Genomic DNA, 20,454 nt, shown 5'->3' on the forward strand with positions numbered 1-20,454 from the left:
CATTAGAATTCGGCTGCTTGGTGGGACGATGGGATCCAAATATACAAGAAAAGATTTCCTAAATCGATTTGCTGCTTCCTTCGCGGGAGCGGCTATGATCGACTCATTCTATCGTCCTCTCTTCACACAAACAACGGGAGTTGCAAAGATGTTAAAGAGAAGGATCCCAAAAACAGGAGAAGAAATTCCTGCAATCGGCCTGGGTACTTGGCAGACATTGGATGTGGATCCGGATCCTTCTTCTCTTGCTCCTCTGAAAGAGGTTTTGGCAGAGTTCTTGAATGCAGGCGGAGGTGTGGTGGACTCTTCTCCCATGTATGGTCGTTCCGAAGAGATCTTCGGAATACTTTCCAAGGATGTCTCTGCGAACGATAAGAAGAAATTTTTTTTAGCGACCAAGGTTTGGACTAGAGGAGAATCCGCAGGAAAGGCACAGATAGAAGCATCTTTTCGAAAAATGAAAGCGGATCAGATAGATCTATTCCAGATTCATAATTTACTCGATACCCAAACCCATCTCAAGACACTGAGAGATCTGAAAGATAAATCAAGAATTCGTTATATAGGCCTGACTCATTTTACTTCCTCAGCATTCTCCGAAATGGAAAAGATCTCTATCAAAGAAAAACCTGATTTCCTTCAGATACCTTATTCCATAATTACTCGCGAAGCAGAACAAAGGATCTTGCCGTTCGCTTTGGAAAATGGGATCGCCGTTCTTATCAATCGTCCTTTCGAAGAAGGAGGCTTATTCCATAAGGCAAAAGGAAAGACCTTGCCCGAATATTTTAAAGAATGGGATTGCAATTCGTTTGCCCAAGCCTTCTTAAAATATTTACTTTCTCATCCCGCGGTAACCGCAGTTATTCCGGCGACTTCCAAGGTCTCTCACCTAAAGGATAATTTGCAGGCAGGTTTAGGTAGATTTCCGGATTCTAAGGAGAGAAAAGTTTTTCTCTCGAACTTACTAGACGCTTTGGACTGAGCTCTTTTTTTAGGATTTCCGCTTTTCATTCTTTTTAGGGGGAGTAGAATACGACCCGCTTTTAGGAGGCTGTATGTCGGAACCCCTTTGGAGAACTCATCCCTTAGCTTGGAAGGCATCCGGCTCCTTCTTCGAATGGAAGAAAAAGAAATTATTCTACAAGATCTCAGGAGAAGGAGAAGCCATTCTACTTCTACATGGATTTCCCACTTCTTCTTGGGATTGGAAGGATGTGTGGGAACAATTATCTCAAAAATATAAACTTCTCACATTCGATTATCTTGGCTTCGGATTCTCGGAAAAGCCTAAAGAAGGGCATTATTCTATCTTCGAATATGCGGACCAAGCGGAGTTCTTCCTACAAGAACAAGGGATCAAATCTCTTCATCTTTTTGCGCATGATTTGGGAGATACAGTCGCACAAGAATTGCTTGCGAGATTTAGAGAAAAATTATCCGGACAAAGAATAGGAGGTCCAGATATCAAAAGCGTGTTCTTCTTGAATGGTGGGATCTTTCCTGAGACTCATAGACCTAGGGCTGTGCAGAAATTATTGAACGGTCCTTTAGGATTCTTATTCTCCCGTCTAGTAAATAAGACCTCCTTTCAAAAAAGTTTTTCCGAGATCTTTGGGCCGACCACTAAGCCAAACAAAGAAGAATTGGATGGATTCTGGGAATGTGTAAGTAACGGAGGAGGAAAAGCAATCTATCATAAACTCATCCGCTACATGAGAGAGCGTAAAAGTTTCAGAGAGAGATGGGTAGGTTCCATCTTGGATTCTCCCGTTCCGTTTGCGTTCGGTGACGGGCTAATCGATCCAGTGAGTGGAAAACACGTAGTAGAAAGATTGAAAGAGCTTCGTCCAGAAGCTAGAGTTTATGAATTTCAGAACATTGGACATTATCCTCAAACAGAAGCTCCCGATCAGGTGCTCAAAGCCTATCTCAACTTTCGAACGAGCGTTTAGTTTTCTTGGGCTCTTACTCTTTAATAATTCCTTGAAAAAAGGGGGAAACCTGACAAACTGTAAGAAAGCGAAATAATCATGGGTCGGGTAGCGTACAATAATCCTCGTTTCTTCGATTTTGTGTACGACGACTTTTTGTGTGCCGCAGTGGACTCTCATGTTGCTCAATCGGGAGTCTTATTCCATTCACTTACTAAAGAAAATGTCCTAGAACTTTTCGAGATCACAGGCGTTCTTTCCGAATTGAAAAAGAGAGGATATGATTCTCTCCAACTAGATCTTTCCGGAAGCGATGACACTTACCAAAGACTCACTCTTACTTGGCAGAACGAGATCTTAGTTCACGTGAGATTGAGCATCCAAGAATATAGAATACGATTGAACGATTACTTCTTTAAGGAGAAGTATCTTGTAGTCAATTGGTTGCAGACACGTCATCCGAAACAGGCAACCAGAGATTCTTCCCGTTTGTATCCTGGCCAGGACGTTCCCGGTTTAGGGATCTTTCCGGAGATGTCGGATCTGATCGGCTTCTTAATTATTTCTTTGCGACTGAACGGAGCAGTGATCCGACCGGAATATTTTCATGACGCAGTACTCTTCTCTCGTAAATTCCAATTTTTAGAACCTGAATCCAAAGCACTTTATCTCTCTCTCAAAAACACTTTTCCGAAACATTCCATTCGAGCTATCTCCACTCTTATCCAAAACGGAAAGGTATTGGATGCAAAAAGAGGAGTCATAGAATGGAAGCCGATCGAGATGATCTTCTTCTTAGAAAAAACATTGAACTTCTTTGTGTTTAATCGCAAGTTTCAGAAGAAGGTTTCCAAGCTAATAACTACGTACAAACTGAGTCTTGCAGAAGGTGCTGAGCAAGAATTAGGACTAGACCATTCGTAGTATTTTGAACATCCGTTACGAAAATTATTTTTAGTAAGAAACTTGTTTTCTTCTCCCGTCTCATTAACTCATCAGGTATGTTTGGCCAATTTCCAGAATCCGGAGGAAGCTTGGATGGATAAGAGAAAGCAAATTCGCGTAATTCCCTTTCCAAAACAACCCGTTCAATTGCAATTGATGGGAAATGGCTTTCTCGAGATCCTTCTCGCCCAAGACGTGAGCGAAGGGGGAATGGCCGTCCGAGTTCCTCATAAATTCGACGGGTACGATATTCATTCCTCCGTTGAAATGGTGGTCTCCCTTCCCGGATATAAGCCCTTCAAGGCAAAAGGTAAGATCAAGCACCTAAGCGCCTCCCGAGAAGCAGAAGGCTTTTTCGGTCTGCAATTTCTGCAAATGGACATAAAAGGAAAGGAATCCCTTCTGAATTATGTTCAAAAACTTGCCTCTCTCCGCAGAATGGCAGGATAAAAACCTCTTTTTCCCCTAAGGCCAGTCACCGGAATTTCTTTCCCGCGTAATCCGAATGTAACGATTCGGTAGGATTAATAGAATTATCCTAACAAGGAAAAGAAGGACGACAATGGGATCAGGAATAGTCCAAAAAAAGCAAAAACTAGAACGTAAGCTTGAAGTGAGGATCGCAGAGAATCAACTCGAGATCGAAAGAACTTTAGCTCTTCGTTACGACGTATTTAATCTTGAGTTGGGAGAAGGCTTGCCTCAATCGGCTGCTACTCGCAAGGACAGAGACGAGTACGATTTATTTTGCGACCATCTTATCGTTGTGGATAAGAACCGGAATGATATGATCGTCGGAACCTATCGAATTCTCCGCCGAAGCGTTGCTAAGGCGAATATCGGGTTCTACTCCGATAACGAGTTCGATATCACTAAGATCTACGAGCTAGAAAGAGAGCCGGCTGAAATCGGACGTAGCTGTGTTCACCCTGAATACAGAGATGGTTCGGTAATTTCTCTTCTTTGGGCAGGACTCGCTCAATACATGAAAAAGAACAATATTGGATATCTATTCGGTTGTGGATCCGTTCACAGTACCGATGCGCAGTCCGCTAACGACGCTTATGCTTTCTTGAAAAGTAAAAGTGCTTTAGCTGGAGAAGCTTTCAATGTGAAGCCTCTTCCTGGATATGAGATGCCGGATTTCGATCCGAGCTATGCTCCTGCAGATATTAAGGAAGTTTCCAAAAGAATTCCAGCTTTGATCAAAGGATATATCCGTGCAGGATCCTTGATCTGCGGAACTCCAGCTTTGGATACGGTTTTCAAAACCACTGACTTCTTTATCTTATTCGATATCAAAGACATCGAAGCAAGATACAGCAAACACTATCTCGAGTCCAACTAAGATAGTCGTTTTCTAACGGTAAAATGGGCCTCTGCAGAGGTCCATTTTATGTACTCGCACCTTTTTATTTCCGACGGTCCAAGGACGATAGACCTTGACCGTTTGGAGTTTCCCTTTTTAACTAGACTAAACTCCATCTCAAACTTGGATTTTCCGAAGTTTGGGTCGGCTCATGAACCAGATCGACTTTCAACATCCTAGTTTCAAAGACCAAATCCGTTTTTACTTAATCGTTCTAGCTGCCTTCCTACTTATGGCCCTGGGCTATTATTTGGGAATCTCTTCCTATGCTCTTGGTTGGTTTGCATTTTGCATTTCCGCATTCTCTGTAGCTGGGAATGATGCAGTCCAAACTGTGGGAACATTCATTGAGAGTAAGAAGGCGGTGCATTGGTTTCCAAAGTTGGCCGCTCTGGGAGGCTTACTCGCCGCAGTCCTGATCTACGCTTGGTTTAGTGGAAATAGAGAATTACATTTTCATAGATTGGATCATTTTGCAGAGGTCTCAGAGTTCAATTTTCTGCAATTGATTGCTCCCTTGATCCTGGTAGTGATCACTCGTATGAGATCTCCTATCTCTACTACCTTTTTGATCCTAGGATTATTTGGCGGGCAGAATATAGAGAAAATGCTGACCAAGTCCTTTCTAGGATACATGATCGCTTTCATTACCGCTTTGGTGGTTTGGGGAATATTAGTTAAAGTAGATCCCAAAGAATACTACGATGATCATATCCCTGACCCAAGAACGGAAAGGAAATGGGCCATTCTACAATGGCTTTCCACTTTATTTCTTTGGGGTGCCTGGCTTGCGCAGGACGCAGCAAATATCGTAATCTATCTTCCGAGACAATTGCATATCTTTGAATTAGCTGCAGCGATTCTCATTTTGATCATTGCACTCGGTGTCATTTTGTATACCAACGGCGGTACCATACAAAAGATCGTAACCGAGAAATCGGATATCCAATGGTCCAAAGCGGCAACCATCGTCGATATTGTATATGCGAGTATTCTAATATTCTTTCAGATGATCAGTAATATGCCTATGTCAACTACCTGGGTCTTCTTAGGAATGCTGGCAGGAAGAGAAATTGTGCTGAACTTTCTCACGTATAGAGATGCGCCTTATTTGGAAACATTCCGAAAGGTCGGAAAGGATGTATTACTTGCCTCGATGGGAATTGCTGTTAGTATCTTCATCTTTTTATTAGCGTCTCAAATATATCCGGAAAAGACCTCTTTTTTCCCAATGTTTTTCAAGTAATTCACAATTGATCTCTAAGAAAGTTTTTTACTGATCTAGGATTGATAAAAAAAGAACGCGTATCGTATTTTTTTGAGTTCCGCTATGAATGGAAAGGGTCTGATTAGAACTTTATAGGCATAAGAATGAAACTTCCTAAAAGAGTGATTTTAGCGACTTCCTTATTATTATTTGCATCCTTCGGACAAAACATCGCGGAGAATTCTCCTAAAAAGCAAGAAGATCCAGTATCTAATATTTTCGTTCAAGTAAACGGTAAGACCTTCACCATTCTAGATGTGGAGAAGGAGATGAGTCAGGAATACTCGGATTTTGTTCAGGACACTAACGATCGCATTTTCCAGTTACTCGAAACTCTGGGTGTGCGCAAGATGCTGATCCTAGAGGCTAAAGAAAAGCAACTTACCTTACAGGAATATTCCAATCAGATCCACAGCTCTGCAAAGATCCCTTCTGAAAACGAGCTAAAAGATCTGTACCAGCAATTGAAGAATGACGGGCAGATCTCAGACACTTTCGAAAAGACAAGACCGCAATTGTTGGATTATCTTGTTACGGTAAATCAAGAAAACGTAATGAGAGATGAGATCAATCGTCTCAAGAAGAAATACAAATACGTCGCTAAGCGTCCTAACATTCTGAAAGAAGCTGATATACTGGGAGAACCTACTCGAGGAGGAAAAAATGCTAAGATCACAATCGTAGAATTTTCCGACTTCGAATGCCCCTTTTGTCTCAAGTCTCAAGCGATCAATCGAGAGATCAGAAAGAAATACGGGGATAAGATCAAATGGGTCTTCAAGGATTTTCCCTTAAGCTTTCATTCTAGGGCAATGGGAGCTCATATTGCTGCGAATTGCGTGTATCGTCAGAACCAGGAGAAATACTGGACCTATTTCGATATGCTATTTGCGGATGTTAGGCCTCAGGAAATATTGACTCCCGCTTGGTTGGAACAAAAGGCAAAGGACTTAAAGCTGGATATGAATGCTTATAAGGCCTGCCTCAAAGACGAATCGATCCAAAAAGAGATCGAAGAGGATATCACCGAGGCGGCTCGGTTAGGGATCAAAGGGACTCCTACCTTCATCATCAATGGAAGAATGATGGAAGGAGCCCAACCTGCAGAGGTATTTGAGAGTTATTTTGACTCTCTGAACGATTAAGCGATATCATATCCATTCAGATCAATCTTGCGAGTTCGAAAGCTGTACTCGTAAGTATGTCCTGGCCAATTATTCGTATTCTTTCCGGATTCGTTGATGTACCAACTAGTGCAACCGGTATCCCAAACGAATTTGTCGAATTTAGATCCCAATGATTCGTTATAATTCTTCATGGTCTGTTTCTTGGGAGTCAGAGAACGGATGCCTTTCTTTCTCATTTCTTGCAAGGCGGAGATGATATAACGGACCTGAGATTCTATCATGAATACGATGGAATTGTGAGCGAGATTTGTATTCGGTCCATACAAGATATAGAAATTCGGAAAACCGGAAACAGCAACTCCTAGATATGCTTCTGCTCCGGACTTCCATGCATCGTTCAAATCTAAATTCTGAACTCCTTTTATCTTCATAGGAGAAAGGAACTCGGTGGCCTTAAAGCCAGTCCCGAAAACCAAAGCATCGAATTTTCTAAATTGACCATCCTTGGTTAGGATACCATCTTTCTGTATCTCGGAGATCGATTCGGAAGTAACAGAAACATTCGGTTTTGCTAATGCTTCGTAATAATCGTTGGAGAGAAGAATTCTCTTACAACCCACGGGATAGTCAGGAGTTAAGATCTCTCTGAGTTTCGGATCTTTGATGAACTTTCTCATGTGAGAAAGACTCATCCATTTTACGATCTTGTTAGCATGATTGTTCTTCTGGAAAGCAATCATCCTAATTTCATTCCATATATAGATTTGGAATCTATGAAGAAGTCTGTATCCAGGAAGATACTTAAATAGGAATTTTTCGAACCCAAAATATTCACGATCCGGCTTAGGAACCACCCAAGGAGCTGTGCGTTGAAAGATCGTGACGTTCGCTCCTTGGTTTACAATTTGAGGAATGAACTGGATCGCACTTGCACCGGTACCCACAGCTGCCACGTTCTTGCCCGCAAAATTATAAGAGGGATCCCAATTTGCCGAATGGAATATTTTTCCGGAGAAAGTCTCTAATCCTTTTAGCTCTGGCAGAGCAGGGCGATTCAATTGTCCTACTGCAGATATAAAGATATTATATTCAAAGGATTCGTTCTTGGTTGTGCGTATCTTCCAAACTCCTGAATTCTCATCCCAGTTTGCGGATTCTATCTCCGTTTGAAATTGGATATGAGGAATGATATCATACTTCTTTGCACAATGTTGTAAGTAGGCGAGGATCTCCGGTTGAGCGGAATATTTTCTAGGCCAATTCGGATTCGGCTCAAAAGAAAAAGAATAAAGATGAGAAGGCACATCGCAGGCTGCGCCAGGGTAGGTATTCTCTCTCCAAGTTCCTCCTACAGAATTTGATTTTTCAAAAATCTTAATATTGTGAAACCCATTCTTCTTCAATTGAATAGCCGCAGCGAGACCGCCAAAGCCAGTTCCTACGATTGCAATGGAAATTGAGGGATCTTTCTTTCCGTTATCCAGCATACTCTTCCTTATCGAGCGACTTTATATCTTTTTGAAAATATGGTGAACTTTTGTTCACATAAAGTCGCTATAGTTCTCTCGAAATTAGGTGCATCGTGCGAATGAAAATTTTTCTAGCAAGCGGATTTTATAATCACTCATCTAACTTAATCTTGTTCGAAATACTTGAAACTGAGTACAATCAAGCAGCGAACGTCCTTTAAGGGACTTTAGTTGAGTTTTAAATTGGATCTTGATATTTATCATCCCGTCAGTAAGACGGATTCGGAACTGAATCCAAGCTTATAGAAATGTGAGAGGAATTTAGAGAAGAAGTCCGTTCAATATAGAATGTTGATTAAGGAAATCTGATATTCGTTAGAAAGGTTCCTATATGAAATATATAACAGTTCCCACATCAGGAGTTCTTCGATTTTTTTTTATTGCGGGAAGAAACCATTTGTGATACGCGTGAGGCTCGGCTGGCTTCGCTGGGTACCACCACACCGGCCCCCACCCAAAGAAGGGTGGGGAACCGACCCCTAAAAGGGAGTCGGTGATCGTAAGATCAAACGAGTCATTCGCTAAAATCGCGTCTTAGGGCCGATCGAAAGCTGAACCTATAACAAGGCGCGAAACTTTGCCAAAAAGAAGGGTGGGGAAAACCACTTTACTTTTTCTTCTTCGTTCCAGTTGCCTTCTTCGGTTTGGATTCCACGTCCTTAGCCCAAACTTCTAACAAAGAATCTTTGGATACACTGTGCTGAGCCGATCCTCCATGGGATTCTATCGTAGCGCTCATATCAGGACGGAACTTACCTTCGATCCATTCCCTGAATCTGTCGATTCCTCCAAAGATGGAAGGCACTACGATCAAGGTAACCAAGGTAGAAAGAATTAAGCCTCCGATGATCGCGATACCCATAGCGGTCCTAGACTTGGCAGCTTCTCCCAAACCTAAAGCGATTGGGACAGTTCCCATGATCATCGCGATGGAAGTCATTAAGATCGGACGCAAACGAACGACCCCGGCTTCGAAGATTGCTTCGTTACGAGTGATCCCTCTTTCTCGGACAGCCTGCATTGCATAGTCCACGAGAAGGATGGAGTTCTTGGCAACCAATCCCATGAGAAGGATCAAACCGATCATGGAGAAGATATTCAACATCTCACCAGTAATGAATAATGCGAAGAATGCTCCTGAGATCGCAGGAGGGATCGCAAATAAGATCGTGATCGGCGTAATAAAGGATTCATACAAGGAAGAAAGAACCAAATAGATGAAGATCAAGGCTAAACCGAAGGCTACGATGATGTTTAAGAACAATTCCTTTAAGTCTTCCGATTGGCCTTGGAAATTATAGCGAACTCCTACTGGAGGTTTCAGATCTGTAGTAAGGATTTTGTTCACATCATCCATTGCCGTTCCGATCGCGCCGCCCGGAGCCAAGTTTGCGTTTACCACGATTGCTCTTGCTCTATCGATACGATTGATTCGAGAAGGACCTAGGTTTTCCTTACCTGTACTGATGGCGCCTAACGGGATTAGTCTGTTTGCAATGTTCGGCACCTTAGTTTGACCGTAGGCCGCTCTCAGGTTCCTTTGCTCAGGTTTCAATCTCATACGGACTTCGTACTCAATACCTTTGTCATAAAACTTACTTACTTGATCACCTGCGATCTGATATCTTAGCTCTGAGCCTGCGACTCCAGGAAGGACACCTACCAATTGCATTTTCAGATTGTCCAATAAGATCTGGTATTCCGGTTTACCACCTCTGAAGTCGGTATCAATATCCGCCAAGTCCTTCACATTTTTCAAACGATCTAGTACTTTTTTAGAATATGCTTCCACTTCGTCCAAGTTGTTTCCTTTTAGAACCAACTGGAACGGATACTGAACACCTCCACCCACTGCGGAGTAATCGGAAACTGCGGGCCTCGCAAATTCGTAGGCCTTCAGCATTTTACGGATATCTTCTTTAACTGCGGTAGTATCCCTGTTCCTTTTTTTGGAGGAAACCAATGCAATTGCAAGCACAGCGGTGTTTGGTTCCCCTCCGTCTGGCTTTCCTATAGTGATAGCGATCTTGTCCATCTCTGGGAATTTTTGAAGCTCGGCTAAAACCTTATCGGATACATCCTTCGTTCCTTGCAAGCTTGTGCCTGGAGGAAGATCCAGAGTTACTAAGAATTCTCCCTGGTCATTCGGAGGAAGGAAGGTCTTCTTCACGAACTTAGCATTTACCACGAACGACGAGATAAAGATAAATACGGTAAGAAGGATGATCTTGCCTGGATGAGCAAGAGCATAATGCATTATGATCCCGTAAATCTTCTCCAACCAAGTTTGGAATTTGTCGAATGCTTCTACCGCAGCGTTCTTTTTGTCATGGCTGAGTTTTCCCGCGAAGTATGCAGAGAGCATAGGTGCCACGAATAGCCCGTCGAACAAGGAAATGATCATGGCAAATACCACGGTCAATCCGAACTGCTTGAAGAACTGTCCCACGATCCCAGACAAGAATCCAACCGGGAAGAATACCGCGATCACAGTCAAAGAGGTTCCGATAACTGCGAGCGCAACTTCCATGGTTCCTTTTTCAGAGGCTTCTAGGACATTTGCGCCTTCTTCCAATTTTCGGAAGATATTCTCGCGGACTACGATCGCATCGTCCACGAGTAGCCCCACCGCGAGAGACAAGGCCAAGAGAGTCATAATGTTGATAGTGAACCCCATCACCCACATGATGATGAATGCACCTAAAAGAGAGTTAGGAAGAGCTAAACCAGTGATGATCGTAGATCTTAGGTTCCCTAAGAAGAAGTAAACGGTGATCACAGCCAGAAGAATTCCCAAAACGATTGCTTCGGTTACGTCTTCTACGTTGTAGCGGATCCATCTGGAACCGTCCCGGATGAGTCGGATCTTAGGCTTTCCTTCTAAAGGTTGGATGTCAGAGTTGAGCTTGTCGATCCGTTTGAGTACTTCGTCCGCAACAGCTACTGTGTTCGCTCCGGATTGCTTATAAACGTCGATGAATAAGGCAGGTTTCAGTTCTTTTTCCGGAGGAGCAGCTTCTTTCACTCCTCGGATACGATTGAACATTCTTCCGATTCTTCCCGGAAATTGGCGCATCCAAATAAATGGGTGAGTGAGAAATCCTGCTTCCTCTTCTTCTACCTCGTCGCTCTTGGAAGCCCAAAGATAACCTAAGGTTTCTTCGTCTTCCGTTCCGTCTCTTACTGTTCCAAGTTGTTTAATGAGTACTGAGTTTCCTACGTCTCCTCCGAAGGAAACGATGGTGTTCTCTATTTGAGAAAGTGATTCATATCTTCCTAATGTTCTATAGGAAGTTTCCTTAGCGCCAGAATCGAATTTTCCTACGGGAACGTTTAAGCCTGCAGTCTTGAGTCGATTCGCGATCACTACCATAGGCATTTGGTAAGAGACCAATTTATTCCGATCCAATTCGATCTGGATCTCTCTTCTGGTTCCTCCGACTAACTTAACGGAACCCACACCGGCGATCTGTTCTAGCTTTGCCTTTACGGTTTCCTTCGCAAGGTCGTATAACTTTGCTTGTCCCAGATCCGCAAACACTGCCAAGCGAATGATCGGTTGATCTGCCGGGTCGAAGCGAACCACTTTCGGTTCCTTGATTCCGTCCGGTAGTTTAGGTCTTACTAATGCAGTCTTGTCTCGAAATTGTTGCTCTGCATACTTGATGTCGGTAGAAAGAGTGAATTCTCCCGCGACCACAGAAACCCCTTCCTGATTTCTAGAAGTGATCTTCTTTAAACCAGCAATGGAGGAAAGTTCTTCTTCCAAAGGCTTGGAGATCAATTCCTCGATCTCTTCCGGTCCTGCTCCCGGATAAATAGTGGTGACCGACACCACCGGAATGTTTACATCCGGGAATAAGTCCACACCCATTTTGCTGAGAGAGAAGACACCGGTGATCAACATTAAGATCACTAAGCTTGTAATTAGGATAGGACGTTTGATAGAAAGGAGCGCGATATTCAAGTTGCCTCCGGCGATTTTCATTCGGATCTTAGATCGATCCGATGAGTTGCCCAGAGGTCCATTCGGTCCTATTCCTGAAATTTAGAAAACAAATTCGTGATTCCGAGATCGGAAAATCGGAAAGAATTTGTTTTATTTCAAGACTATGTGAGTAGAAAGTAATTCGCCATTTACAAAGATCCTAAGGCGATTCAAGAGACAAAATTCAGTAAATTCTGCGGATCGCCTGAGAAATTCTCTGCACATTATCCTTGGTAAGGTTCGGATAAATAGGAATGCAATGTCCTCTTTGGTAGAGTCTTTCTCCGTTCGGGAAATCGGAATTCGGCAGGTCCAGAATATGATGGATAGGTTCTTGCACGGTTCTACGGGTCCCGATCTGTAGAGAACGGAAGTATCTCTCTACCTGCTCGTAATTTCCGGGTGCAAGGATTACGAATCGATTAAAGGTATCTGTGCTCGGATCGCTATAATGAGAAGTTACCTGAGATCCTTGGATTGCTTGCAGATACACTTGCGCGATCTTTCTCTTTCTCTCCAGGATTACTCCCAGATTGGAAAGTTGCTCGATCCCAAGAGCCGCTTGGTAATCGATCATGTCGTAATCTAGTCTAGGTTGGCCTTCTTTACGAGGATAAGGATCTCTTCCTTCTTTTCTGGCGCGAATTTTCTTTGCAATAGAATCATCGTCGGTGCAAATCAAGGCGCCGTTCCCGGTGGTGATCAAGTATTCGATAGAAAGACCACAGATGGAAATTTTTCCCTGTTTTCCTGGAGTGAAGGTTTCTGTTCTTGCTCCCACAGCCTCGGAGAAGTCTTCGATCACCGGACGAGATTTGAAATCGTATTTGGAGAAGTCCGCAAGAGATCCAAAAGTATGATCAACTATAACTGCTTTGATTCTTTCGTCTTCCAATGCATTGGAAAGAGTCTGCGGACAGATATGGAAGGAATGCTTTTCCATATCGATCACATGAGGTTGGGCCTGTATTAAGAAAATTGCATCTAATGCCGCGAGAGGAGCAAATGTGGAAATGGCAACCTTATCTCCCGGCTGGATCTCTAGGGACAATAAAGCCAGATGATACGCAGCAGTTAGGCTATTTGCGGAGACAACTTGCTTGGTGCGAAAAGTAGAAGAGAATGCCTTCTCAAATTTATGAGTTACCGAACCGGAAGCGAGATGGTCTTCTACCAATGCTTCCAGAACAGTCTTCAGGTCTTCCCGAGAAAGGGTAGGCTTATGGAACTCGATATCTGTTTTCTTCCGACTTGGTTTTTCTAAAACTTCGGTTTCCGCGCTCATTTTCCCTTCTCAGGTTCTAATAATTTTATTATGTCGCATTGTAACCTGTGTACCTAGCTCGTAAAGATTTTTTTCAAAATCCAAGAAGGCTAGATCCAAAGGTTTCCAAATGGAAATATGTAGATTACCAGCGGAAATGTCTAGACATTTTCGTACAAGAAAAAAACCGGTCTTAAGAACGGTCGCCGAATAGTTTATTCCGAATGCCGATCCAGATCTCAGGAAGATAGGCTCCAATGATGATCAAGGCTAGGCCTGTATAGGTCCATTTATTGAAGTAAGATTCTCCTGCGAATCTAAGAGTGGCTACGTTGATGATGGTTGTCCACCAGCCTAAAAGAATAGACAGAAGCCCAATGAAATTAGGGAACAAGAAACCTATGATTTTACCCATGAAGAAATTTCCTCTTTTTAGGATTTGAAAAGCATTCGAATTATCGAATTGGGATTGTACTCTTCAAGTTGTTTTTCCAAACTTTCCCTGGAATCGCTTTGTTCCGAAGCTTTTTGCGCGGTGATTGGAATGATCTGCGCTTTTCTGATTGCCTAACTCCCACTCGAAAACAAAGTCCACAGTCGTGCCCATGAGAGAAGAACTAGACAAAGATTTAGAAGAAGAGATAGAGCCTAGGGAGATGAACCCTACGGAGTATCGTCTCTTGACCCTGCTCTTTAATTTCTTCCGATTTCCTGACGGTCTCACTCTGACCTCGCTCAGAAAGATCATGGAAGGATTTTACGATAACGAGAACAAGGACTCGGATCGCAGAAAGTTATCTAGAGATATCGAGGAGTTGGGCACCTTAGGTTTTCCTATCAAATACTATCCTCAGAAGAACGGAAAGGATTATGTGTACGTTCTTACTAAGGATCCTTTGGCAAAAACGCTCAAGTTCAGCGAAGAAGAATTGAGAGAGATCTCAGCGCTCCTGCTCAAAGGATATTCTGAAACTCCTAAATACGAATTATATACTGCTTCTAGAAAGATCTTCGCAAGAGACCTGGAATATTTTCCCGAGTTAAAAGAAAATCCGCAAGATCTTAAGGAAGAAGCGGGTGAGGCCGCTTTTCAGATCATGGATGCTCTCAAGAACAAGAGCCCGATCCGAATTCGATATTATAAAACCTTCCCTGAAGATGCCTATTGGAAAGAAGCCGATCCGATTCGTTTGATCCGAAAAGGGGGCCAGGACCACTATCTGCTCGCTTACGATCGCGAAGAAAAAGCTAAGAAAAGATTCATCCTTCCTAAGATCCTTACTGTAGAAATATTGCAGGGGGATCTTCTTTACCAAGCTAGAGGAGCTAAAAAGGAAACCGAAGAGGACAGGATCGTGCATGCTGCATTATTTCCTGTGCATGATCCCAAAACGGTGGAATGGATTTGCAGAGAAGAAGGTCTCGAGAAAGCGAAACTATTCCTGACAGGCCTTCCTTATGAGGAGAAGGAGAATGTGCTTCGCTTTCATTCCACGAACTTGGAAGGTCTACTTCCATTTCTTTGGAGATGGCCGGATGCATTGGAATCTTTGGAACCGAAAGAATTAAAACAGGTCTTGCAAGAGTCCTTAGAACAAATCGGCGAATTGTACGATTCTATAAAAGGTAAATAGTCCCAGAATGAAACTCAAACATATACTCTTCTTCTTATTTTTGGCCCAGATAGGGTTCACCCTTCTTATGAAATATTTCTCCTACGAAGGAGACAATTCCGCCGAACTACATACAAGAATTCTAAAGTATTTTACCGAAGAAGATATACAATCCGGAACCGAGTATGACAGAAGAGGCTTCTTCGTTTCTGTTCTTTCTTCCTTATTGGATTTCGCATTGGCTGGGATATTCGTTTTCACTCCTATCTCGGAAAGACTGGAGAATTATCTACAGAAAAAGACCAAGGAAAGATTCTATCTGGTAGTGACCTCTTTCTTTCTGGTCTTTTACTTAGTGGAATTTTTGGTTTCTCTTCCTTTCAGCTATTATTTCGGATTCGTTTTAGAGCATGAATTCCAATTTTCTAATATGACTCTGATGGATTGGGTCGTTCTAAAAAGTAAATCTTTCTCTCTGGGATTGGTTTTCGGAACGATAGGTATCCTGATCATTACCTTTGTGCTCAAGAATTTTCCAAGATTATGGAAATGGATGGTTCCGGCGATCTCTCTCGGATTCGGATTAATTGCTTCGGTCTTATTTCCGATCCTAATCACTCCTATCTTTTACGATTATCATCCGATCGAAGAGGGAAGTTTGAAAACAAAGATCCTCGCTCTCTGTGATCATGCTCAGATCAAAGTGGAAAATATCTACGTTATAGACGAAAGCCGTTACTCCGGACATACCAACGCATACTTTACAGGTTGGGGAGAGAATAAGAAGATCTTTTTATACGATACACTGATCAAGAATCATACGGAAGAAGAAGTTGTAAGTGTATTGGGTCATGAGATCGGTCACTGGGTTCATAATCACCAACTCATAGATATAGCGATCAGCACCTTTGAGGTATTGCTCTTGTGTTTTGCGATCGGATTCTTGTTCCAAAAAGCGAAGGGAGAAGGACTGCTTCCTTTGAAGGAATTTTATTCACCTTCTTCTTTGCCTTTCTTGTTCATGGTGCTCTCTATTATCGGCTCTTTCACTCAGCCTATCTCGAGCACGATTTCTCGTGTCTTCGAGGTAGAAGCAGACAGAGAGGCCCTAAATCTTACCCATGATAAGAAATCCTTTATCAGCACTGAGATCAAATTGGCAAAAGACAATAAGTCCAGATTGAATCCTCATAAATTCGAAGTGATCTATGAACATTCTCATCCGACTGCCTTGGAAAGAATAGAAATGGCAGAAAAATACTGATTTGAGCGCAGAGACTATAGTGACCGAATATTGGAAGGAAATCCATAAATTCTTCCTTTCAAAATAGCTCAGGTTTTTTCCAAGGATATTCTATCTGCAAAGCCACGAAAGCGGCCGTTCTAATATCATAAAGATCGGATATTTCTAAAAGGGTTCTGTTCAAAGCTATAACCGGCAAATCTCTATCCCAATTTTCTAATATACGATCCGCCTTCTTCTCTTTCTTATCGGGAAGGAATAAAAGCCCTCTTTTACTACGGACATTTGCATTCGAAATAGATAGGGCTGTGCTTTTATAAGTGCGAGAATAAGAATCCGCAACTAAGGCAAGACTGATCTCATCCATTCCTTCCGATATAGGTATCCCGATTTCATCCTGGGACCAAAATGCTAATAGATTCTTAGCTGCAGTCAGAATATGAGAAGAGCCCAAATAGAAATCTGCGCTTTTATGAGTAGGCTTCCAGTCTTTCGCTCCTAAAGAGGCTGCGACCTTCATGGCTTGTTTTTTGCCTGCAATCGCTTCTATCAAAGCAAGAGAAACGGGGATAGATGCAGTGACTCCTGTGGTAGTAATGATCTTTCGGTCTGAAACATACCTTCTATTTCGGATCCATTTTGTTTCTGGAAATTTCGTATCAAATTTAGGAAGAGAAAACCAATGACCTGTTGCCTGATGCCCTTGCAATAATCCTGCATTTGCGAGCACCCAAACTCCGTCACAGACTCCAAGAATGGTTGCGCCCTTTTCACTCTGCTTCTTTAACCAAAGAAGAATTTCCGGATTTTCTGAATTATGCATCGCAGGCACGATCACGTAGTCCGCGCCTTCCGGATAGAGAGAGTCGAAACTCTGCATCGTATTCTGGATCTCTATCGAAAGAGCAGGGAACATCTTCATCTTTCCGAATTGAGTTCCAAGAGCATATACGTCCGCTATATCTGCTTCTTTCAAAGTTCCATAAGGCACTACAAAATCGGTGAGCTCTGTATATTCATTATCTCCAACGACTGCGATCACAGGACGCTTTCTTCCGAAGCGAGAATGATATGCGGGGATCGGATCGGAACCTTCCACAGAACTAATATTCGAATTCGGAGAAGAGGAAGAAGTCCCCAGACAATTCCCTAAAAGAAAGAAACTACTTCCGGTAATTGTGAGAAGAAGAAAAGAGACTAGGATCCGTTTGACTGCGACAGATCTATTTTTGAGAAAACTCAGAATGCTTTGTTTCATGCATTCATTTTGCGATACTTTTGGAGAGGTGTCGTCCTTCCGGATACGGACGGACTGAAAAAATACTCTTCTCTAAAAAAATCTGGACATCGGATTTCAGAAAGGCTCTTTACTTCCCATGTATACCTTTCTTGCTTTTGGGGCCGGTTTGGCGTTCCTTCTAGGCCTGGCAGATCTGCTTTCCTTTTATGGAAAAAAGCCCAAGAAAGAAAGAGATGTATCCTCCAACTCAGAAGCGAAAAGCGTTCCTTCTAAACGAGAAGGACTCACCATCTCAATTTTATTCTTCTCAGTTTCCCTCGTGCAAATGCATCTCTACTTAGAATTATCCGAACAGCTTCGGGAGTTTCCTTGGTTTGCGGAGATCCATATTCCCGTCCTTTTTTTGATCGGCCCTCTTACTTATCTGTATTTTCAAAGACTTACCGGAGCAAAGGAAACGAAACTGAGTGGATTTCATTTTCTTCCTGCAGTGATTGCGTTTTTGATCCTTCTTCCTTTTTTGTTGCGAAGCTCCGAGTCAAAGCTCCGTTTTCTAAAAAATGAGGATCCGAGTGATGTATATTCTTGGGTCCTCCTTGCATTGCTTGTTTTTGCTACGATCCTGAATCTAGTGTATCCTTCTGCATTACTCCAAAGAGTTTGGCGTTGGAGATCCAATACGGACGAGGAAAATCGCAAATCCTTCTCTCCGATCCTCTGGCTATTCTCCGGCACATTATTTGTGATCGTTCTATTTGTAATTGCCCAGATCTTCTTTATGCCCTTGTTTCTTGTCGCAGCAAGCGGACTGACTCTGCTAGTCTCTGTGATCTTTCTAATCGGAGCTTATGATCCAGGTCTAATGGATTCCTTTCAAAAAAGCTCCAGAGAGGCGCGTTACAAAGAAAGTAGGATAGCAGGTCTGGATGTGGAAGCGTTGCTTCTTAGATTGGATGATTTAATGAGAGAAAAGAAACTCTATCTGGATGAGGATCTAACTTTGGGAAACTTATCCAAAGAATTGGAGCTGAGCACTCATCAACTCTCGGAGATCTTAAATTCCCGTTTGCAAAAAGGATTTAGAGAATATTTGGCGGACTTTAGGTTAGAAGAAGCCGCTAGAATCCTAAGAGAAGAACCGCAACGATCAGTGCTCTCTGCGGCTTATGGAGCAGGATTCAAATCCAAATCCGCATTTCATAAACTGTTTCAAGAAAAGTACGGTGCTTCTCCCACTTCCTTTCGCTCTTCTCAAAAGAATTAGAAGATTTGAGAATGATCACCATTCTCCCGTGTTCGACATACTCTTCCAAGGTTCTGCAATTTCTAAGGCTTTGCCCTTTTGCAATAATTCCACTGAGATCAGATCCGGAGAACGAATGAATGCCATTCTTCCATCTCTTGGAGGACGATTGATGATCACTCCTTTGGATTGTAAGTTAGCGCAAGTATCATAGATATTATCCACTTCGAAGGCCAAATGTCCGAAGTTCCTTCCGCTTGTATAAGCTCCGTCCTGATCCCAATTGTAAGTAAGCTCTATCTCTGGCATATTTTCTTTTGCTTCGGATAAAAACACGAGAGTATATCTTCCTTCTGGATGATCATGTCTTCTTGTTTCGATCAAACCTAGCTTATTACAGAAAAAATCTAAGGCCTTATCCAGATCTTTAACTCGAATCATTGCATGTAAGTATCTCATTCCTTAATCCTTTATGAGTATTCTTTGGGGAGAAGGGCCCGAAGAAAGCAAATTCCTTCCCTCCTGTAGGGAACAAGCTAAAGATAAATGGGGGAAAAAGAGAGGGGCTTGAAAATTTCCGCTATCTTGGATTTTTTGAAAAACCCCTAAAAAACCCGATTTTTAGCCCATTTTTGCATACCAGTGGGGCAGAATGCTTAATTATTGTGCTCAAAAAATAAGCATTTTTTGAATTTCGAATAGGAATAGTTATTGAAAAAAGGGCCTTACTTTTCGATAATTGCATTAATAAGAAGCAAAGATTTCTTTCGAACTTAAATAACGCTTCTTTTTTGTTCAATCTGAATGAATAAGAGCTGAGTTAGATTAGGTTTTGGAAAATTAAGCATTTCTAATTAAGATAATTGTTATACAGGGAAAGAGCGAGTTCGTTTAACAGAAAAAATTATTTTTTTCTTCTTATAAAATTTTTTTTGTTCCCTTTGCACATGCCGATAGGTCTTATGGATGTAAGCAAAAACAAGAATAGAAAACATAAAGAATAAACATTGAGGTTTCAGTTCCATGAAAGTTAACAAAATCACTTCACTTCTTCTCTTAGTAGGTTTCTTAGTAGGATCTTCCGCATTTGCAGTGTCTCAAGACACCGAAGATCGTCTGTTAGAGCAAGCTCTGGTTTCCGCTGCGGTTACTAAAGAGCAAAAAGTTGCTGTTGCGACTTACTTGAAAGCAATTGCTCAACAAAAAACCGAAAGAGCTGAGGAGTTAAGAGCTTTGGCTAAACGTTCTACTGGTGGAAAATTCCTCGCTAGTAACGCTCAGTCTGAGAAATTCTTGAAACAAGCAAGAGCACTGGAAGCAGAAGCTCAAAGAACTCAAGATTTCCTTAACAACCTATAATTCGTAGTCACAAATTTTCTTAAATCCATCGACTGCAGGGCGCCTTTTGGGCGCCTTTTTTTATTTGTTCGGGTTTATTCTTTCTTTAGGAATGCAGCTCATGGAGAAGCCTTCTATCATATAGCAGATCGCGTCTTTTGTTTCGCAACGTAGGGCATCGTTGTAAGTGACATTCTTGATATCCAATTCGATCCTTTCGCAGGCCATCTTTTCCTTTGTGGTCGATGTTTGAGAACTGTCTTGCCCTATGATAGAAGCCGCTCCTCCCGAGAGTATGCAAAGAGTTAGGATCATTATTTTTTTCATTTCACAGCTCCAAAGTTGCGGTTCGTT

Annotated in this window: 18 protein-coding genes; 11 read left to right on the top strand and 7 right to left on the bottom strand. The window is 42.3% G+C overall.

The genetic code is table 11. The annotated features are described in order from the left end of the window. Positions 1–28: 28 nt before the first annotated feature. The 7 genes from EHO59_RS05305 (at position 29) to EHO59_RS05335 (ending at position 6,660) form a co-directional block, all read left to right on the top strand. Positions 29–985, top strand: coding sequence for an aldo/keto reductase (locus EHO59_RS05305; protein WP_135585460.1), 957 nt, complete (start codon positions 29–31; stop codon positions 983–985). 73 nt (positions 986–1,058) lie between these two features. Beyond that, positions 1,059–1,955, top strand: a complete 897-nt coding sequence (locus EHO59_RS05310; RefSeq protein ID WP_135585462.1) for an alpha/beta fold hydrolase — start codon at positions 1,059–1,061, stop codon at positions 1,953–1,955. Positions 1,956–2,033: 78 nt separating this feature from the next. Next, a complete protein-coding gene (locus EHO59_RS05315) occupies positions 2,034–2,858 on the top strand; it encodes a histone deacetylase (protein WP_135585464.1) in 825 nt (274 codons plus the stop codon). Positions 2,859–2,972: 114 nt separating this feature from the next. Beyond that, positions 2,973–3,329: a PilZ domain-containing protein gene (locus EHO59_RS05320; protein WP_135585466.1), complete on the top strand. Its 357-nt coding sequence runs from the start codon at positions 2,973–2,975 to the stop codon at positions 3,327–3,329. Positions 3,330–3,441: 112 nt separating this feature from the next. After that, positions 3,442–4,227, top strand: coding sequence for a GNAT family N-acetyltransferase (locus tag EHO59_RS05325; RefSeq protein ID WP_135585468.1), 786 nt, complete (start codon positions 3,442–3,444; stop codon positions 4,225–4,227). Positions 4,228–4,399: 172 nt separating this feature from the next. Then, positions 4,400–5,494 (top strand): hypothetical protein, encoded by a 1,095-nt coding sequence (locus EHO59_RS05330; protein ID WP_135585470.1) that lies wholly within the window; start codon positions 4,400–4,402, stop codon positions 5,492–5,494. Positions 5,495–5,619: 125 nt separating this feature from the next. Beyond that, the gene (locus tag EHO59_RS05335) at positions 5,620–6,660 is read left to right on the top strand and encodes a DsbA family protein (protein ID WP_135585472.1); all 1,041 of its coding nucleotides are present in this window, start codon (positions 5,620–5,622) and stop codon (positions 6,658–6,660) included. On the opposite strand, the gene EHO59_RS05340 is transcribed toward EHO59_RS05335, so the two are convergent. The 4 genes from EHO59_RS05340 to EHO59_RS05355 form a co-directional block, all read right to left on the bottom strand. Beyond that, complete coding sequence (locus EHO59_RS05340) at positions 6,657–8,129, bottom strand: flavin-containing monooxygenase (protein WP_135585474.1); 1,473 nt, start codon at positions 8,127–8,129, stop codon at positions 6,657–6,659. The two genes, EHO59_RS05335 and EHO59_RS05340, sit on opposite strands and share 4 nt — an antisense overlap. Positions 8,130–8,778: 649 nt before the next feature. Further along, positions 8,779–12,138, bottom strand: a complete 3,360-nt coding sequence (locus tag EHO59_RS05345; RefSeq protein ID WP_135586506.1) for an efflux RND transporter permease subunit — start codon at positions 12,136–12,138, stop codon at positions 8,779–8,781. Between the two features lie 205 nt (positions 12,139–12,343). Beyond that, positions 12,344–13,444, bottom strand: coding sequence for a DegT/DnrJ/EryC1/StrS family aminotransferase (locus EHO59_RS05350; protein WP_135585476.1), 1,101 nt, complete (start codon positions 13,442–13,444; stop codon positions 12,344–12,346). Between the two features lie 172 nt (positions 13,445–13,616). Further along, entirely contained in the window at positions 13,617–13,838 is a 222-nt protein-coding gene (locus tag EHO59_RS05355) for a hypothetical protein (protein ID WP_135585478.1), read from the bottom strand. 190 nt (positions 13,839–14,028) lie between these two features. On the opposite strand from EHO59_RS05355, the gene EHO59_RS05360 reads away from it, so the two are divergent. Further along, positions 14,029–15,057 (top strand): helix-turn-helix transcriptional regulator, encoded by a 1,029-nt coding sequence (locus tag EHO59_RS05360; RefSeq protein ID WP_135585480.1) that lies wholly within the window; start codon positions 14,029–14,031, stop codon positions 15,055–15,057. A 7-nt stretch (positions 15,058–15,064) separates the two neighbouring features. Then, a complete protein-coding gene (locus EHO59_RS05365; protein WP_135585482.1) occupies positions 15,065–16,300 on the top strand; it encodes a M48 family metallopeptidase in 1,236 nt (411 codons plus the stop codon). Positions 16,301–16,358: 58 nt separating this feature from the next. On the opposite strand, the gene EHO59_RS05370 is transcribed toward EHO59_RS05365, so the two are convergent. Next, positions 16,359–17,537, bottom strand: coding sequence for a DJ-1/PfpI family protein (locus EHO59_RS05370; RefSeq protein WP_135585484.1), 1,179 nt, complete (start codon positions 17,535–17,537; stop codon positions 16,359–16,361). Positions 17,538–17,655: 118 nt separating this feature from the next. Between EHO59_RS05370 and EHO59_RS05375 the strand changes: the two genes are divergently transcribed. Then, positions 17,656–18,783 (top strand): AraC family transcriptional regulator, encoded by a 1,128-nt coding sequence (locus EHO59_RS05375; RefSeq protein WP_135585486.1) that lies wholly within the window; start codon positions 17,656–17,658, stop codon positions 18,781–18,783. Between the two features lie 15 nt (positions 18,784–18,798). Here EHO59_RS05375 and EHO59_RS05380 read toward each other — a convergent pair whose 3' ends face one another. After that, complete coding sequence (locus EHO59_RS05380; RefSeq protein WP_135585488.1) at positions 18,799–19,221, bottom strand: VOC family protein; 423 nt, start codon at positions 19,219–19,221, stop codon at positions 18,799–18,801. Positions 19,222–19,785: 564 nt separating this feature from the next. On the opposite strand from EHO59_RS05380, the gene EHO59_RS05385 reads away from it, so the two are divergent. Then, a complete protein-coding gene (locus EHO59_RS05385) occupies positions 19,786–20,121 on the top strand; it encodes an LIC10421/LIC12816 family protein (RefSeq protein ID WP_135585490.1) in 336 nt (111 codons plus the stop codon). 60 nt (positions 20,122–20,181) lie between these two features. Here EHO59_RS05385 and EHO59_RS05390 read toward each other — a convergent pair whose 3' ends face one another. After that, entirely contained in the window at positions 20,182–20,427 is a 246-nt protein-coding gene (locus tag EHO59_RS05390) for a hypothetical protein (RefSeq protein ID WP_135585492.1), read from the bottom strand. Between the last annotated feature and the right edge of the window lie 27 nt (positions 20,428–20,454).

This window comes from Leptospira semungkisensis, assembly GCF_004770055.1.
GTDB classification, from domain to species: Bacteria; Spirochaetota; Leptospiria; order Leptospirales; family Leptospiraceae; genus Leptospira_B; species Leptospira_B semungkisensis.

What these genes read in the sequence shown, in the direction of transcription:
- EHO59_RS05305 (WP_135585460.1), top strand. Translation starts at nt 29, where the DNA reads ATGGGATCCAAATATACAAGAAAAGATTTCCTAAATCGATTTGCTGCT.
- EHO59_RS05310 (WP_135585462.1), top strand. Translation starts at nt 1,059, where the DNA reads ATGTCGGAACCCCTTTGGAGAACTCATCCCTTAGCTTGGAAGGCATCC.
- EHO59_RS05315 (WP_135585464.1), top strand. Translation starts at nt 2,034, where the DNA reads ATGGGTCGGGTAGCGTACAATAATCCTCGTTTCTTCGATTTTGTGTAC.
- EHO59_RS05320 (WP_135585466.1), top strand. Translation starts at nt 2,973, where the DNA reads ATGGATAAGAGAAAGCAAATTCGCGTAATTCCCTTTCCAAAACAACCC.
- EHO59_RS05325 (WP_135585468.1), top strand. Translation starts at nt 3,442, where the DNA reads ATGGGATCAGGAATAGTCCAAAAAAAGCAAAAACTAGAACGTAAGCTT.
- EHO59_RS05330 (WP_135585470.1), top strand. Translation starts at nt 4,400, where the DNA reads ATGAACCAGATCGACTTTCAACATCCTAGTTTCAAAGACCAAATCCGT.
- EHO59_RS05335 (WP_135585472.1), top strand. Translation starts at nt 5,620, where the DNA reads ATGAAACTTCCTAAAAGAGTGATTTTAGCGACTTCCTTATTATTATTT.
- EHO59_RS05340 (WP_135585474.1), bottom strand. Translation starts at nt 8,129, where the DNA reads ATGCTGGATAACGGAAAGAAAGATCCCTCAATTTCCATTGCAATCGTA.
- EHO59_RS05350 (WP_135585476.1), bottom strand. Translation starts at nt 13,444, where the DNA reads ATGAGCGCGGAAACCGAAGTTTTAGAAAAACCAAGTCGGAAGAAAACA.
- EHO59_RS05355 (WP_135585478.1), bottom strand. Translation starts at nt 13,838, where the DNA reads ATGGGTAAAATCATAGGTTTCTTGTTCCCTAATTTCATTGGGCTTCTG.
- EHO59_RS05360 (WP_135585480.1), top strand. Translation starts at nt 14,029, where the DNA reads ATGAGAGAAGAACTAGACAAAGATTTAGAAGAAGAGATAGAGCCTAGG.
- EHO59_RS05365 (WP_135585482.1), top strand. Translation starts at nt 15,065, where the DNA reads ATGAAACTCAAACATATACTCTTCTTCTTATTTTTGGCCCAGATAGGG.
- EHO59_RS05370 (WP_135585484.1), bottom strand. Translation starts at nt 17,537, where the DNA reads ATGAAACAAAGCATTCTGAGTTTTCTCAAAAATAGATCTGTCGCAGTC.
- EHO59_RS05375 (WP_135585486.1), top strand. Translation starts at nt 17,656, where the DNA reads ATGTATACCTTTCTTGCTTTTGGGGCCGGTTTGGCGTTCCTTCTAGGC.
- EHO59_RS05380 (WP_135585488.1), bottom strand. Translation starts at nt 19,221, where the DNA reads ATGAGATACTTACATGCAATGATTCGAGTTAAAGATCTGGATAAGGCC.
- EHO59_RS05385 (WP_135585490.1), top strand. Translation starts at nt 19,786, where the DNA reads ATGAAAGTTAACAAAATCACTTCACTTCTTCTCTTAGTAGGTTTCTTA.
- EHO59_RS05390 (WP_135585492.1), bottom strand. Translation starts at nt 20,427, where the DNA reads ATGAAAAAAATAATGATCCTAACTCTTTGCATACTCTCGGGAGGAGCG.